The following is a 14,513-nucleotide window of genomic DNA, read 5'->3' on the forward strand; positions in this document are numbered from 1 at the left end:
CTCCCGGCGGTACTTGGGCTCGACCGGCTGCGCCTCGTCCAGCCACTTGGCCACCGTGTTGCGCGACAGGCCCGTGGCCCTCGATATCTCCCGCTTCGTCTTCTTGTCCCGGCGGTGCATCCGCCGTATCTTGCCAATCATGTCCATGGTGAACCAACTCCTCCAGCATCACGTTGATGATGTCGGCCACGGCGTGTTTCGTCTCGGCCGCGGTGTCCGCCACAACGCCCAGCCAGGCGTACCCCGCCGGGTTGAGTGGTTTGACGTTCAGATAGCGACGCAATGCTGTGAAGACCACCATGCGCGAGCCCGAGGCCTCAAAGCGCTTGAGGTCCGCCAGCGCTGGCGCCCGCGGAACACCCGCGTGCTGTGCAACGTGTTCCCTGATCACCTGCGGCACATCGGACAGTGTCAGAAAATACCCCAGGCGCTGGAAAACCTTCAGGTGAATGAGGGCGGCCACGCGAGGTAAAGGCCGTTTGCCGACTCCCGCCACCAGCGCCCGTTCCGCCTCGGTGGGTGTGAAGAGTTCTGCCAGCTCCCTCTCAGTGGGGTCGGGCTTCAGATGGGGATAGGCCGTCTCATGAAGCGTAGTCATTCGTGAGGCCTCCCCCGCTGGTGCGTCGTGCCATCCGCCGTCATCATCCCAGCCCTTCAGTCCCAATACGAGTCGGTGGCCGGCTCGTGAAACGCAGCCTCCAGCAGGCACTGGTTGTCCTCGGCGATGCGGTACATGTCATCGAGCAAAGCGGCAATCGCCTCTTCCAGTGAATCCCTGGATTCGTAGGGCACTGTCAGTTCGTACTGTGTGCCCTCGGTATTCAAGCGCTGCATGGCGTAGCGCTCGAAGCAGGTCTGCTCGATCAGCCGCCGGCCTCTCGTCAGCCCGCGCGATTGTGGGCTGAACCGGGCCAGCAACACTGTGACGCGCAGGATTGCCGATGGTGTTGCGAGCTCAGGCAGACGGGGCCTCTGGGCCTGTTCCTTGGTTTGCTCGGCCGGCGCGTGCATCGAAGGCGGTGGTGACCGATCCGCTCGATCTGCTGGGGCCAGTGTTGCGAGACCCGCCTCAAACCGGGCCTGAAGTGCGCTGCCGGAGGCATCCAGATAACGCATGGCCGATTTGACATCCTTCCAGCCCACGTACTCCATGAGTTCCTTGATGTCCCAACCGCTGGCGCGAGCCCAACCGGCAAATCCGCGACGCAGGGAGTGGCTGCTGTATGCCTCGGAAGCGGCGACCCCGGCCTCAGCCAAAAGGCTGCGCAACAATGGGATCAGGCTGTTGGCATGCAGCCCTTCTTGACCGATTCGCCCCCAGCGGTCGATCTTGCGAAACACCGGGCCTTGGGTCAGGCCGACCAGACTGACCCATGCCGTGAAAGCCGTCACAGGACACAGGCGGGACAGCGCCGGACATTTGTATACGCGGCCCAGCATCTGCCGATCGCCCTTGCTGCGGCTCAGGTAGCACGACAGCCCTTCGCCAGGCGAGACTTCCACGTTCTCCACCCGCAGGTTGACCAACTCGTCCGATCGAAATCCCCGCCAGAAACCCAGCAGCAGCAAACTGCGGTTGCGGGTGTGGCGAAGCAGCGCCAATCGGTCATCGCTGCGTTCTGCGTTGCCGATGGCCACCCCCAGCCATTGATCGATCTGCTGGACGACATCGATTTCAAGGGGGCGTGCCCGCTTTTCTGCAACCGAGTGAATGGAGCGAATGCCTTTGAGAACCTGGCGCACCAAGGGTGCCTTGGTCGGGTCTGCAAAACCATGGTCGATGTGCCAGCGCGAGAGCGCGGCGAGCCGCTGACGGAGGGTGCTGATCGCCAGCGTGGCCGCGTGGTCAGCCAGGTAACGGGAGGTTGCATCAGCGGTCGTTGGCAGCAAGCCTTTCCACTCCACCTCGAAATGGCGAATGGCTGCGGCATAGCTTCGACGCGTGTTGTCACGCTCGGCGGCCTCGACGTATCGGGAAATTTGGGACATATCGGAAGTCGCTTTTACTTCACCGGCAGGTCGCGAGCCGGGTTGGAATGCTGGTGTGCGATGGTTGGTATTGTGTCGCTCACCTCATGGCAAGCACCCCCAAACCACTCGTGATGATCACGACCCCCATGATTCTCTTTTGCCATCCGACTTTGTCATTGAACAAAAAAATGGAGAGAACTGCAGCGAGCACGATACCGGCGTTGGTGTACGACACGGCCTCCGCCGCAGGCAACTGGCGCATGGCGTGGATAACCAAGGCGTAGGCGAGACCGATACAGGTTCCGCCAAGAGCCAGCGACGCGAGATCAATGCGCTGTGCCGGCACCCAACTGCGGGTGTGCCGATGCATGCGCAAGGTCATGCTGATCCAGGATGCCAGGTAGCCGACGGACAGAAAACCCACGAGCCCCATGAAGCTTGGGATGTGTTCGGTGGCCGCCTTGTCACTCAGGGAATAAACGCTTGTCGCCAACATGGCCAGCATGGCCCATCGGAATGCTCGTCGATCCGACCCCTGTTGAGCACTCGATGCCATGACGAGCAAGCCCAGCACGCTGATGCCAATGCCCAGCCAGGCAATGGGCGGGAGATTTTGACCGAAGAACAGCGTGCCCCAGATCGCAATGAAAAGAGGTGAACTGCGCACCAGAGGATAGACCAGTGCGACCGGTGCGTGCTCGTAGGCCCTGGCCAGACCGGAGAAATAAACCACATTCGCAGTGGCCGATACGATCAGTAGCAGCGTCATCTCCAGTGACCAAACGACGGTTGTCGCCAGCTCCCAGAACCCCCAGGGCGCAAACAGCACCAGATGGGCGAGCAACACCCACCACAGCGGGTTCGATTCCCTGGGCAAATGCCGTGCCATCAGGTTCCAGGTGACGTGCATGGCCACCGACAGGGCCAGTGCCAGCGGCGCGTTCATTGCGTTTGGGACGGTATGTCGGCCGTGCTGCCGTCCCGGGCCAGCCGGATATGACTTGCGACGCTCGGCGTCTCTTCCATCATCCAGTCGTCCAGCGCATGACCGGCATGGGTGAGCCAGGTGATGCGGGCACCAGATTCGATGGCACACCGATGTGCTTCGTCCCAATCGTTGTGGTTTTTCGGGGTCGGGTGCGGCGGATAGGAACAGTCGATGGCCATGTCAAAGTCGCCCCAGGCGCGCAGGAACTTGGCCGACTTCGGCGGCAAACCCAGGGTGTCTGTGAGGTAGGCGAAGCGTTGGCCCTGGGTGCCCTCGATGGCATAGCCCAGCGTGGGTTTGGAGTGAAGCAGCGGCAGGGGCGTCAGGCGCAGCGCCCCGACGGTGAAGGCCTCGAACTTGTGCACCGTCTCGAAGGCCAGTACACCAGGGTGCTTGAACAAATCGGCGCAGCCTTCGCTGTCTGGTGGGCCATAGACTGTGATGGGCGTCCCCTTACCCCAGCGCAGATGAAAGAGTCCCTGCACGTGGTCGGGGTGGTAGTGCGTGAGAACAATCGCGTCCAGGCTACCCGGCGCAAACCGTTCGTGAAGGTCCATCAGCCCGGCATCCAGTAGCACCCGGGTACCTCCGGATTCAATCAGGGCGCTGCAAGGGCGGCGGACGAAGTGTGGCTCGGTCCTTGCGCGTTCACAGGCCCGGCAGGTGCAACCGTAGAGCGGAACCCCGCCCGCAGCGCCCGTGCCCAGAAAACTCACACGCATACTGGCGCTCCTTGGGTGTGTTCTGCGATCAACCGGATCAGCGCTTCGCCGGCCACCTCGACGGGTCCGTTGTTCTGGATGAGCACACCGGGCACGGGCTGCAGGCGCAACGTTTCATGGCGGTGCAGGCGCTGCTCAATGGATTCGGCATCCTCGCGGCCACGGGCCAGCAGCCGATCACGCAGCACGGTGGTGGCCACGTCAATCGTCACCGGCAGCAGCTCCGGGTAACGTTGGCGGGCCTCGTCCAGGTATTCCCGCGAGCCGTTGATCACCACCGTGATGCCTTTGCCCAGCCACTGGTTGATCTCGATGCCGATTCCGTAATGCAGGCCGTGGCTGGACCAGTGCATGGCAAAGAGCTTGCCGTTCTGGCGAGCGGTGAATTCCTCCGTGGTCAAGGCCACATGGTTTTCGCCGCCTGCCGTTGCGGGTCGGGTGATGTAGCGATGGGCAAAACACACCCTGGGATCACCCGCCAGCTTCTGGCGGGCATGGCCCATGAGCGTGTCCTTGCCGCTGCCCGAGGCGCCGACCACGTAGATGAGGCGAGTTCGCATGTGCCAGTCCCTCTCAGGCGTGGTCAAAATGCGCGACCAGCGAAGCTTTACCGCCCGACCAGACCCGCTCGGCCTGTGGCAGTCCGCCCATGGTTTTGACCGCAATCAGGTCTGCGCGCTTGCCCACGGCGATCTCGCCCCGGTCGTGCAAACCTGCAGCACGAGCTGGGTTGCACGTGACGAGGGCCACAGCCTCGGCCAGGGGGATGCCGGCCAGATCGGGCAAGCGCATGACCGACGGCAACAGCGCCGCTGGCGAGTAGTCACCGCACAGGCAGTCGGCGACACCGGCCAGCACGGCATCGAGGGCGCGCATGTTGCCCGACTGGGACTTGCCGCGCAGGATGTTGGGAGCGCCAAACAAGGTGGCCAGGCCTTGTGCACGGGCGGCCTGTGCCGTCTCCAGGTTCACCGGAAACTCCGACACCACAGCGCCCAGGGCCTTGACGGTCGCCACTTTCTGCGGGCTGTCGTCGTCGTGGCTGGCAATGGACACGCCGCACGCACGGGCCAGTTCCGCAAGCTGCTCCATGCGCCGCATGGCGCCCTGTGCGGCCCCGGCTTTGCGCGCCAGGATGTCGTCGATCTGCGCCTCATCGGTCTTGTAGGTCTTGGCCAGGTAGGCGCGGTACGCCTCGACATCGCGGAACTGACCCTGACCGGGGCTGTGATCCATGAAAGACATGAGGTGCGCATGACCGTCCTGCAGCAGCGCCGACAGCACCGGCGGCGCCGTTTCGTCCGTCACCTCGTAACGCACATGCACCCGGTTGTCGATCAGGGCATGGGCCTGCCAGTCGCCAATCGAACGGGCGATCTCGGCGGCGAAGGCGTTGTTGCGCACGCCCAGCTCGTGGTTGGCAAAGGACAGGGCATGAAACACCGTCGTGATGCCGGCCGCCGCATTGCGCTTGTCGGCCTGGGCACAGGCGAACTCCAGCGGGAAGTGCACGCCGGGCCGCGGCTCCACCTCTTTCTCCATTGCGTCGCAGTGCAGGTCGATCAGACCTGGCATCAGGGTGCGACCGCGCAGGTCGATCTCGGTGGCACCTGCGCTGCTGGCCGGGTCGATGGCTGTGATGGTGTCGCCTTCGATCAGGATGGCCACGTTGTCACGGACTTCGGTGGGGAACACCACGCGGGCATGGGTCAGCAAAATGGGATTCATGAGGCACAGGTCTCCAGCAATGCCGCCGCAGACACCGGGGGCGTGAGGGTTACGACGCGATCGGCCAGGCGTCGGACAAGTTCGGGGTCGTGGAAGATGGCCAGCATGGCCACGCCTTCGGCCTTGATGGACTTCAACAGCTCCACCACGCGGTCGGTGGTGGACGGGTCTAGGCTGGCCGTGGGTTCGTCAAGCAACAGCAGCCGAGGCCGGGCGATCAGCCCGCGTGCCAGGTTGACGCGCTGTTTCTCGCCGCCCGAGAAGGTGGCGGGTGGTACCGCCCACAAGCGTTCCGGCACGTTGAGCAGGGCCAGCAGTTCGCGCGCGCGCTCGGCAGCAGCTTCGCGCGGGCTGCCCCGCTGCACCAGCGGCTCGGCCACTACCTCGACCGCCGACTTGCGCGGTAGACAGTGCAGAAATTGGGTGACGAAACCCAGGTCCTGCTTGCGCAGCTCCAGCATGCGGTGTTCGCTGGCCTGGGCCAGATCGGTGATGGCACCGTTGGCGTCCCGGTAAAGGATGCGCCCACTGCTGGGCAGGTAGGTGCGGTAAATGGCCTTGAGCACCGACGATTTGCCGGCGCCGGTCGGGCCGATCAGCGCGGTCAGCTCGCCGGCAAACACCTCCAGTTGAACCTGTGCACACGACGGGATCAGTTTGTTCTGGTCGTGCAGCTGGAACTGTTTGGAGAGACCTTCGATTTTGAGGATGGCTTCTTGCATGATTCAGGTTTCCTCAGAGAGCCGACGCGACCAGGCGCTGGGTGTAGGCGTGCTGGGGGTCTTCGAGGATCTGGTCGGTCAGCCCGGACTCGATGACGCGGCCGTATTTCATGACGATCGTGCGTCCGGTCAGCAGGCGGATGACACCCAGATCGTGGGTGACCACGATCATGGCGGTGCCCAGCTCCTGCTGGATTTCCAGAATCAGGTCCAGGATGCGCGCCTGCACCGAAAGGTCCAGGCCGGTGGTGACCTCGTCGAGGTAGAGCAGCGGCGGCTGGGTGGCCAGTGCCTTGGCGATCTGCACGCGCTGCTGCATGCCGCCCGAGAACTTCTTGGGCGACTCGTCCATGCGTTCTGCCAACACCTCAGTGCGCGCCAACAAGCTGCGCGCCCGTTCGCGGATTTCGCCGTAGTGGGCCAGGTCGCTCATCAGCAGGCGCTCGGCAATGTTTCCGCCGGCCGAGACGTTGAAATTGAGTCCCAGATGCGGGTTCTGGTACACCATGCCAAAGCGGTGGTTGCGCAGCCAGCGCTGCTGCGCGGCGTTGAGCGCGAACATGTCCCACTGGCGCTCGCCGTCAAAAAACAGGGCTTCACCAGCGGTGGGCGCATCGTCGAAGAACAGCGTCTTGACCACGGTGGACTTGCCGCTGCCGGACTCGCCCATGATGCCGAGGATCTCGCCCTCGTGCAGGTCCAGGCTGATGTTGTGGCAGGCCACCACCGAGCCACAGTGTGGGCAGATGTTGGTGTCCATGTCGGGGCCAGTGCTCTCCAGGCAGAGTTCGCAACCCCGGCCGTGGATCTTGGTCAGTCCGCGTACTTCCAGAATTTTTTTCATACCGTGGTCTCCTGAGCTTGTTCAGCCTGGCGGGCCATACGGCTATTGCAAAAATCCGAGTCCGAGCAATGCCAGTGCTTGCCGCCATCGTCGGCAATGAGCTCGTCGAGGAAGCTGTCGGTGGCGCCGCACCGTTCGCAGGCGCGGCGCTGGCCGTGTTCGTTGGTGAAGTCTTCGGTGCGGAATGGCACGTCGTCGAACGCCAGCGGGTCGGCGCGGGTGTACGGCGGCACCGCATAGATTTTTTTCTCGCGCCCCGCACCCAGCAGGATCAGCGCCGGGCTCTGGTGCAACTGCGGCACGTCGTAGCGCGGGATCGGGCTGGGGTCGATCACATAGTGGCCGTTGATGCGCGTGGGGTAGCGGTGCGAGATGGTGATCTCGTCAAACTGCACGATGTCCTCGTACAGCTTGGTCAGCAGCCGCGAATAGTCGCCTTCGCCGTGCATGACCTTGCGTCGAGCCTCGGAGGGTTCCACCACCACCAGTGGGTCCGGATACGGCACTTGCAGGATCAACACCTGCGCTTCGGTCAGCGGCGTTTCCGGAATGCGGTGGCGCGACTGGATCAGAGTGGCATCAAGCGTGTGTTCTGTGGTGTCCACGCCCGGGCAGGTCAGTTCCACAAAGTGACGCAGGTTCACCGCGTTGACGGAGTCGTCCGCGCCCTGGTCGATCACCTTCAGGGTGTCGCCCTCGCCAATCAGCGACAGCGTAACCTGCAGACCGCCGGTGCCAAAGCCGCGCCCCATAGGCATTTCGCGTGAGGCATAGGGCGTCTGGTAACCGGGGATGCTGATCGCCTTGAGGATGGTGCGGCGCACCTCGCGCTTGGCGTATTCGTCCAGGAAGCCGAAGCTGTAGCCCGCCTCGTCCAGGGGCAGTTCGTAGCCCGGGTTCATGATGGCGCTCCTTCTTGGGTCGGTTGTGCGGTTGCCTTGTCCTGCGTGGTGCGCAGCCGGTCCATGTCGGACTGGAAGGTCACGTAGTGCGGCATCTTGTAGTGACTGGCAAAGCCCATCGAATCCACGCCATCGACGTGCAGCAGCACGAATTCCGGGTCTTCCGACGGGTTGCTGGGACCGTCGCGCATACCCTTTTGCAGGGCGCGGTCGAGGATGGCCATGGCGATGGCCTTGACTTCGTTGTGACCGAAACAGGCGCCATAGCCTAGGGTGAAAGTGGGTGGGCCGTCGGTAGCATCACCCTCAAACATGGCCACCACTTCGCATTCGGTCATCAGTACCTCACCGGCTTCGATGGGCTCGCCTGTCACCGGGTGCGGCAGCATCACCGGCACATAGCCCACGCGCAGCTCGGCGATGGTGGGGTGCACGTCGCCATAGCCACGCATGTTGGAATACGCAATCGCCAAGAGCGAGCCGGTTTCGGCGCGTGCCATGGTGGCCAGGGCCGCCGAACGCGGCACTGGGAAAACCAGCGGGTCGCGGGTGATGTCGAACGCCGCATGGGCGCGCCGGGTCAGCGGCGGCAGCAAGCCTTCGTCACGCAAGGCATCGACCACCTTGGGGAAGCTGTCGGGCAGGTCGGTGTCGGCCACGCTGTCCAGAAACCGCCGCGAGACCGCGCGAAAGTCCTCGGGCGACTCGTTGGCCAAATCCAGACGCATCAGGCGCAGCGCGTAGTCGGTGGTCGGGCCCAGCATCTGTCCGCCGGGGATGTCCTTGAAAGCGCTCGAAATCCGGCGGATTAGGCGCATGCGGCTCGTGTCCTGCACCGGCACATCCATCAGGCGTGGCTTGGTGGAGCGGTAGGCGCGCAGAGCGAACGCCGCTTCCAGTGTGTCGCCCTGCATCTGTTTGATGGCCAGAGCGGCCAGGCGTGGGTGGTAGAGGCCCCCTTCCGACACGACGCGCGATGTCAGCAACCGCAACTGCTGTTCGATGGCCGACAGCGTGAGCGGCGTACCCGCTGGCCCTTCGGCGCAGCGCAGGGCTTCGACGGCGGCTTCGGCACCGGCGATGGCCCGGCCACCGCCCTTGATGGCAACGTATCCCATCAGTGGGCTCCTTTGAGGTTGATGTGGGTGGTTCGGGGCAATACCGCGACCTCGTGCCCGCTCACCAGAATCAGGTCCACGCCCAGCGGGAAGTGGGCATTCCATTCGGACCGTTGCTTCCACCAGCCCGGATCGATGCCGCTGACCTGCAGCACCTGCTCGTGTTGAATACCCGGCCCGGTGAGCCGCAGATGGGGACCCTCACCGAAACGGGAGACGCGCATCACCACGGTCGCGCCTTGTTCGGGGTTTTCCAGCGATCCCAGGCGCGGCGTGGCCTCCAGCAAACGGTTGCCATCGGCCAGCACGAACTCGGCCGCCTCCACACTGGCCGAGCGCACGCCCAGTCGGCGCAGATCGTCGCTTGATAGCGCGTGCAGCGGATCGGCCAGCGCACAGGCGCTGTCCACCAGGGTGGTCAACACCAGCAGGAGCGCCGATTCAGCGCCATCGGCCAGTGGCACCACGCGGCCCGGATAGGAAAACGCGGTCATCAACTGGCGAAACGCCGTTTGCTGGCGCGGCGCTTGCCAGATGCGCCACGCGGCTTCTGCCGGTGCCGCCGCCATCCCAGTCTCATTCATCATCGTCCTCCTCGTTCGTTCCCAGCAGGGCAAAGTCCACCCGCGTGGCCGCGAGTAAGGCGCGGCGCTGGCGGCCTTGTTCCGCCACGGCGGTCGCACCCTGGGTGAGCAACCGCAGGGCCGCTTCACAACCTGGCATGCGGGCCGCCAGCACCGCGTCCAGGATGGCCATGGAACGGGCCACACCGGCACGGTCGTCCACCAGAATGGCCGCGCCTTCGATCGACTGCCCTTGGGTGGTCGTGACCCGCACATGCGCTTGTGCCAAGGGAATCTCACCGATGAAATAGGTATCGCCCAGGGCGCTGTCGGTCAGCGGCAGCAGGCCCAGACCGGATTGCGGCAACGCCAGGTCTTCGACCCGGTGCTGGCCCGCCAGATCGGCCGCCAGGGCCTTGACCGCTGCGGCCGGCAAGGCCGACCACAGCCGCAGCCACTGCGCACGATCCGGTGCTTCAGAAGTGTTTGTCATGTTGTTCCTTGTTGTCAGCGGTCGCCTCAGATCAGCTTGGCGCGGATGCGCGCCTGCAACTGGTCCAGCACGAACACAAAGACGAAGATCGCGATCAGGATGGTCATGACATGGCCGTACTGGAACATGTCAAAACGGCCCTTGAGTTCCTGGCCGATGCCGCCCGCGCCCACCAGACCGATGACGGTGGCCATGCGCAGGTTGCGGTCCAGGATGTAGGCGGTGTAGGCGATGTATTGCGGCAAGACCTGGGGGATGACGCCGTACCACAGCGTCTTGAGCTTGCCCGCGCCGATGGCCTCCAGCGCCTCTTGCGGCTTCTTGTCGGCGTTCTCGATGTCCTCGGCGTAGAACTTGCCCAGGAAGCCGGCCGCATGCAGGCCCAGCGCCAGCACGCCAGCGATGGGGCCAAAGCCGTAGGCCAGCACCAGGAACAAAGCGACGATGAGTTCCGGCGCTGAACGCAGCAGACTGATGGTGCCGCGGGCAGCGGTGTAGGTAAAACGGTTGGGGCTGTAGTTGCGGGCCGCGAAATACGCCAGGGGAATCGACACCAGCACCGACAGGATCGTGCCCCACAGCGCAATCTCCAGGGTCTCGATCATCTTGATGAAAACCGTCCAGACATAGCCGACCGGCTTGACCAGCACTTCGACGGTTTCCGTCGTGGCTTCCATCTTCAGCGTGTCCAGATTCATCTTCTGCTCGACGCGCTCCTGGGTCTCGATGTGCGAGAACAGGGGCAGCTTCTGGCGATCCAGGTCCTGAATCCGGCCCACCTCTTCGGTTTCTGCGATGGCGGGTGGCCACATGGCTTGACCGACGCGCGACAAGCCGCGCGCGACTTGTGAATCGTCAGCCAGGCCCACGGTCTTGGCCACGGCCTGTGCCGTCATGGCCACCATGCGGTCCATTTCGGTGCGTTGTCCGGTCACGAACAACAGCACCATGACGGCGATCAGCACCAGCAGATGTTTGGCGTTGTAGGGCGCGCTCAGGTGCCAGTGCAGTGCGGTGCCCTGGGGCGGCACGGGTATGGGGCGTGTGGATGTGGTCATCGCTTCGCCCCTCATGCCACAGCCAGACCGGCCACCGAGTGCTGCGCGTCGCTCTCGGCCGCTGGTGCATCTTCCCAGCGGGCACCCTGGTAAAGCGCATGCACGCGCTCGTCGGTGAATTCCGCTGGCGTGCCGTCGAAAACGACACGTCCGTCGCGCATGCCCACGATGCGGTCGCCAAACTCACGGGCCAGATCGACCTGGTGCAGGCTGCACAACACGGTTGCGTTGCGCTCGCGCGCAGCGTCGCGAATCAGGCTCAGGATGTCACGCGAGATCTTGGGGTCCAGGCTAGCCACCGGTTCGTCGGCCAGCACCACTTCGGGGTCCATCATGAAAGCGCGGGCAATGCCCACCCGCTGCTGCTGACCGCCCGACAAGTCGCCCGCACGGCGCTGGAGGTGTGTGGGTGACAAGCCGACGCGGTTGAGCAACTGGCAGGCTTTCTGGCGCTGCTCAGGCTTGAACCAGCCGGACAGGGCACGCAAGGTGGAGACCGTGGGCAACAGGCCGGACAGCACATTGGCCGCAACGCTCATGCGGTTGGTCAGGTTGAAGTGCTGGTGGATCATGGCCACGCGCTGGCGCAACGCGCGCTGCGTGGCAGTGTTGAATTCGATGCCGTCGATCAGCACCCGGCCCGAGGTCGGCCGCATGAGTCCGTTGACCGCGCGCAACAGCGTGGATTTGCCCGCACCCGAAGGGCCGAGGATCACGCAGAACTGGCCCTGCGGGATCTCCAGCGACACCTCGCTGATCGCCCGGGTGCCATCGGGCCAGATTTTTTGGAGAGATTCAAAGCGGATCATGTCGCTTCCTTTCTTTCATGCAGCAGCCCGACCCAGTGACCTGGGCCTGACTGTCGTGCACGGGGTGCTTGAGTAGCGCGGCGCTGCTTAGCGCGCGCTGGCCTTTTTCATGATGTCCTGCTTGACTGGGTCGGTGACCATCTCAAACAGCTTGCCGGCATTGGCCATGTCTTCTTCACTGACATTGGCGGTGTAGCCGTCCACCTTGCCACCACCGTAGCCGCGGATCTGGTCTTTGGTGATGCCGGGCAGTTTGTCGACGTTGTTGAACGCCTCGCGCAGCTTGGCCTTGACGGCACCATCTACCTTGGGGTGGATGGCCAGCGGCGGATAGGGAATGGCCGCACTCTTGATGATCACTTTGACCTTGGAGGGGTCGATCGCTTTGCCGTTGACGGCTTTTTCGAAGGAGTCGAACGACGCACCACCGGCATCGACCAGCCCCTCGGCCAAGGCCTTCAGCACATTGGCATGGCTGCCGGCCATGTTGATGGTGCCCAGATCACGCGCAGGCAGTACGCCACCGGCCATCATCATGGCCACTGGCACGGCAAAGCTGGAGGTGGAATTCACGTCGCCCAAGGCCACTTTTTTGCCTTTGAGGTCGGCGACGCTGTTGATACCACTGTCGGTGCGTGCGAACAGACCTGAGTAGTACACCGACTGGCCCTTGCTGACAGCCAGCGCCAGCAATTCGGAACAGCCTCGGCTCTTGGCTTGAAGGTAAGACAGCGGGCCGTACCAGGCAATGTCTGCCGCGCCGCTGCACATGGCCTCCACCACCGAACCGTAGCTCTGACCGACCTTGATGTCGAACTTCAGGCCCGTCGATTGTTCGATGGCCGAGAAAATGGGCTGGAAGTCCTTCTTGGTGCCGTCTTCGGTGCCGCCGTCGGCGGGCACCAAAATTACGCGCAGCGGCTTGGCGGCCGTGCCGTCGTTTTGTGCGGCCACGGCAGCAAACGGACTGGCCATCAGAGCCAGGCCGGTGGCCAACAGCATACGGCGGATGGATTGTTTCAGATACATTACAAAGGCTCCTGTGAGTGGGAAGACAAAGAGATAGGTTTGCGAGACCGTCAGGGGTTGATGCGCAGTTGGATCCGGTCTGCACGGAACCGGGCAATGGCGTATTCGACCGGGGTACCATCCCGGTCGTCCACGTTCACACTCTTGACCCGCAGCACCGGTCGGTTCTGCGGCATCCCCAGCGTCTTGGCGTCGTCCCCTTGCGGGAGCACCGCTGTCACTAGGCTTTCTGTTCGGCGTAACTTGCAGCCATATGTGGCACCCAGCAGCGCATGCAGCGATCCGCTTTCGAAACGCTCGAAGAGGTCTGGGAATTTTTCGGCGGGCACGAAGTGCGATATCAAGCACATGGGGCGTTGCTCCACCATGCGTAACGTCTCAATCCAGTGCACTGCATCCCCTTCCTGAATGGTCAGGCGTTGTGCCACCCTAGGCAGGGCGCCAATGGTCTGCTTGCGAAGGATGCGGTTCTCGGTCATGAACCCAAGTGCGGCCAGGTTTTCGGTGAAACGCGTGCCTTTGCCAATCTGGTAGTCCAGTTGTGTGTCGAGCACAAAGATGCCCAGGCCGTGACGGCGTTCCAGTAGGCCTGCCTCGACCAGCTCGTCTATTGCGCGGCGCAAGGTATGGCGGTTGACACCAAATTGCACTGCCAGATCCCCCTCCGACGGCAAGCATTCCCCGGATGCGTATTGGTTGTGTACGACCAGCTCCAGTTGTTGAGCGATCTGTGCGTACAGGGCCAGACCAGAATCACGATTGACAACGTAGAGGCTCATGTTTAGTTATCTAGATAAGCGGATGAGCGTGAGCTTACGAGGTGCCCATGTCCGTTTCATGACACCCTGGCGTTACGACTATCCGGGGTTTTTCGAGATGCCAGGACGTAGCGCTACAACATCATTAATGTTGTAGCTCGAACATGAAGCTGCGGTCGAGCCGAGCACACGGATTCAGGTGAAGTTGCGGCCTGGATGAGGGAATCTCACCAAAGCATTGCAGGTATTGCACATCGACTCGAATCCACAGCCATCCGTACCCACGCCATCGCGGAAACGGGCGAAAACCAGCATCACATTGAATAATTCACCATTACCGAATGTTAGAAATGGCAGAAAACCCAATTTCTTGACTTCATAAATAGTATGTAATATCATAATACATACTATGGTACGAAATAGAGAGGTGAGCCATGGCCAGAGCCGGGATCTACAAATCAGAAGTGCTGCGCGCCCGCGATAAATTGCGGGCCACCGGGCGGAATCCGTCCATCGATGCGGTGCGCGAAGAGCTGGGCAGCGGCTCCAAAACCACGATCCACCGCTATCTGAAGGAGATCGAGGAAGAGGAAGGCGGAGCCACCGGCACCCGCGTGGCTGTCAGCGAGGCGATCCAGGATCTGGTGGGGCGGTTGGCCACCCGGGTGAACGAGGAAGCCGAAGAGCGGGTCATTTCGGCGCAGGCCAGGCACGCGGAGCAGCTGGCGCAGTATCAGCACGCCGCCGCGGCCCTAAATACCGAGGCCCAGTCCGCCCGCCAGCAACTGGAACAAACCCAGCGGGCGTT

Annotated in this window: 16 protein-coding genes and 1 pseudogene; 1 reads left to right on the plus strand and 16 read right to left on the minus strand. The window is 63.1% G+C overall.

All coding sequences use genetic code 11. From position 1 onward, the window contains the following. Positions 1-205: 205 nt before the first annotated feature. From AC1RDS_RS20380 to phnF, 16 genes and pseudogenes are all read right to left on the minus strand, one after another. Positions 206-598, minus strand: a pseudogene (locus AC1RDS_RS20380) (DUF4158 domain-containing protein); the annotation flags it as partial. A gap of 56 nt (positions 599-654) precedes the next feature. Further along, positions 655-1,989 carry a site-specific integrase gene (locus tag AC1RDS_RS20385; RefSeq protein ID WP_003118403.1) on the minus strand — a complete coding sequence of 445 codons (1,335 nt, stop codon included), beginning with the start codon at positions 1,987-1,989 and terminating at the stop codon, positions 655-657. Positions 1,990-2,068: 79 nt separating this feature from the next. Then, complete coding sequence (locus AC1RDS_RS20390; RefSeq protein ID WP_492227303.1) at positions 2,069-2,917, minus strand: DMT family transporter; 849 nt, start codon at positions 2,915-2,917, stop codon at positions 2,069-2,071. Continuing rightward, positions 2,914-3,681: a phosphonate metabolism protein PhnP gene (phnP, locus tag AC1RDS_RS20395; RefSeq protein ID WP_003118405.1), complete on the minus strand. Its 768-nt coding sequence runs from the start codon at positions 3,679-3,681 to the stop codon at positions 2,914-2,916. Before phnP ends, AC1RDS_RS20390 begins: the two co-directional genes overlap by 4 nt. Further along, a complete protein-coding gene (gene phnN / locus AC1RDS_RS20400; protein ID WP_003118406.1) occupies positions 3,672-4,241 on the minus strand; it encodes a phosphonate metabolism protein/1,5-bisphosphokinase (PRPP-forming) PhnN in 570 nt (189 codons plus the stop codon). Before phnN ends, phnP begins: the two co-directional genes overlap by 10 nt. Before the next feature lie 13 nt (positions 4,242-4,254). Next, positions 4,255-5,409, minus strand: a complete 1,155-nt coding sequence (locus AC1RDS_RS20405) for an alpha-D-ribose 1-methylphosphonate 5-triphosphate diphosphatase (protein ID WP_003118407.1) — start codon at positions 5,407-5,409, stop codon at positions 4,255-4,257. Further along, positions 5,406-6,131, minus strand: coding sequence for a phosphonate C-P lyase system protein PhnL (phnL, locus tag AC1RDS_RS20410; protein WP_003118408.1), 726 nt, complete (start codon positions 6,129-6,131; stop codon positions 5,406-5,408). Before phnL ends, AC1RDS_RS20405 begins: the two co-directional genes overlap by 4 nt. 13 nt (positions 6,132-6,144) lie before the next feature. Next, complete coding sequence (locus AC1RDS_RS20415; protein WP_034396209.1) at positions 6,145-6,975, minus strand: ATP-binding cassette domain-containing protein; 831 nt, start codon at positions 6,973-6,975, stop codon at positions 6,145-6,147. After that, a complete protein-coding gene (locus tag AC1RDS_RS20420) occupies positions 6,972-7,877 on the minus strand; it encodes an alpha-D-ribose 1-methylphosphonate 5-phosphate C-P-lyase PhnJ (protein ID WP_003118411.1) in 906 nt (301 codons plus the stop codon). Before AC1RDS_RS20420 ends, AC1RDS_RS20415 begins: the two co-directional genes overlap by 4 nt. Further along, the gene (locus tag AC1RDS_RS20425) at positions 7,874-8,995 is read right to left on the minus strand and encodes a carbon-phosphorus lyase complex subunit (protein ID WP_003118412.1); all 1,122 of its coding nucleotides are present in this window, start codon (positions 8,993-8,995) and stop codon (positions 7,874-7,876) included. Before AC1RDS_RS20425 ends, AC1RDS_RS20420 begins: the two co-directional genes overlap by 4 nt. After that, positions 8,995-9,579, minus strand: a complete 585-nt coding sequence (gene phnH / locus AC1RDS_RS20430; protein WP_023121729.1) for a phosphonate C-P lyase system protein PhnH — start codon at positions 9,577-9,579, stop codon at positions 8,995-8,997. The genes AC1RDS_RS20425 and phnH overlap by 1 nt, the downstream gene beginning before the upstream one ends. Then, the gene (gene phnG / locus AC1RDS_RS20435) at positions 9,572-10,051 is read right to left on the minus strand and encodes a phosphonate C-P lyase system protein PhnG (RefSeq protein ID WP_003118414.1); all 480 of its coding nucleotides are present in this window, start codon (positions 10,049-10,051) and stop codon (positions 9,572-9,574) included. Before phnG ends, phnH begins: the two co-directional genes overlap by 8 nt. Before the next feature lie 26 nt (positions 10,052-10,077). Then, a complete protein-coding gene (gene phnE / locus AC1RDS_RS20440) occupies positions 10,078-11,109 on the minus strand; it encodes a phosphonate ABC transporter, permease protein PhnE (protein ID WP_080747452.1) in 1,032 nt (343 codons plus the stop codon). An 11-nt stretch (positions 11,110-11,120) separates the two neighbouring features. After that, on the minus strand, positions 11,121-11,918 hold the full coding sequence (gene phnC, locus AC1RDS_RS20445) for a phosphonate ABC transporter ATP-binding protein (protein WP_034396216.1): 798 nt from the start codon (positions 11,916-11,918) through the stop codon (positions 11,121-11,123). An 87-nt stretch (positions 11,919-12,005) separates the two neighbouring features. After that, on the minus strand, positions 12,006-12,920 hold the full coding sequence (locus tag AC1RDS_RS20450; RefSeq protein WP_423200970.1) for a phosphate/phosphite/phosphonate ABC transporter substrate-binding protein: 915 nt from the start codon (positions 12,918-12,920) through the stop codon (positions 12,006-12,008). Between the two features lie 77 nt (positions 12,921-12,997). After that, entirely contained in the window at positions 12,998-13,726 is a 729-nt protein-coding gene (gene phnF / locus AC1RDS_RS20455) for a phosphonate metabolism transcriptional regulator PhnF (RefSeq protein ID WP_034396221.1), read from the minus strand. 413 nt (positions 13,727-14,139) lie between these two features. Here phnF and AC1RDS_RS20460 point away from each other — a divergent pair. Beyond that, on the plus strand, positions 14,140-14,513 hold a 374-nt coding region (locus tag AC1RDS_RS20460), incomplete at its 3' end, for a DNA-binding protein (protein ID WP_492227304.1).

The organism is Acidovorax sp. GW823-FHT02H02 (genome assembly GCF_058797075.1).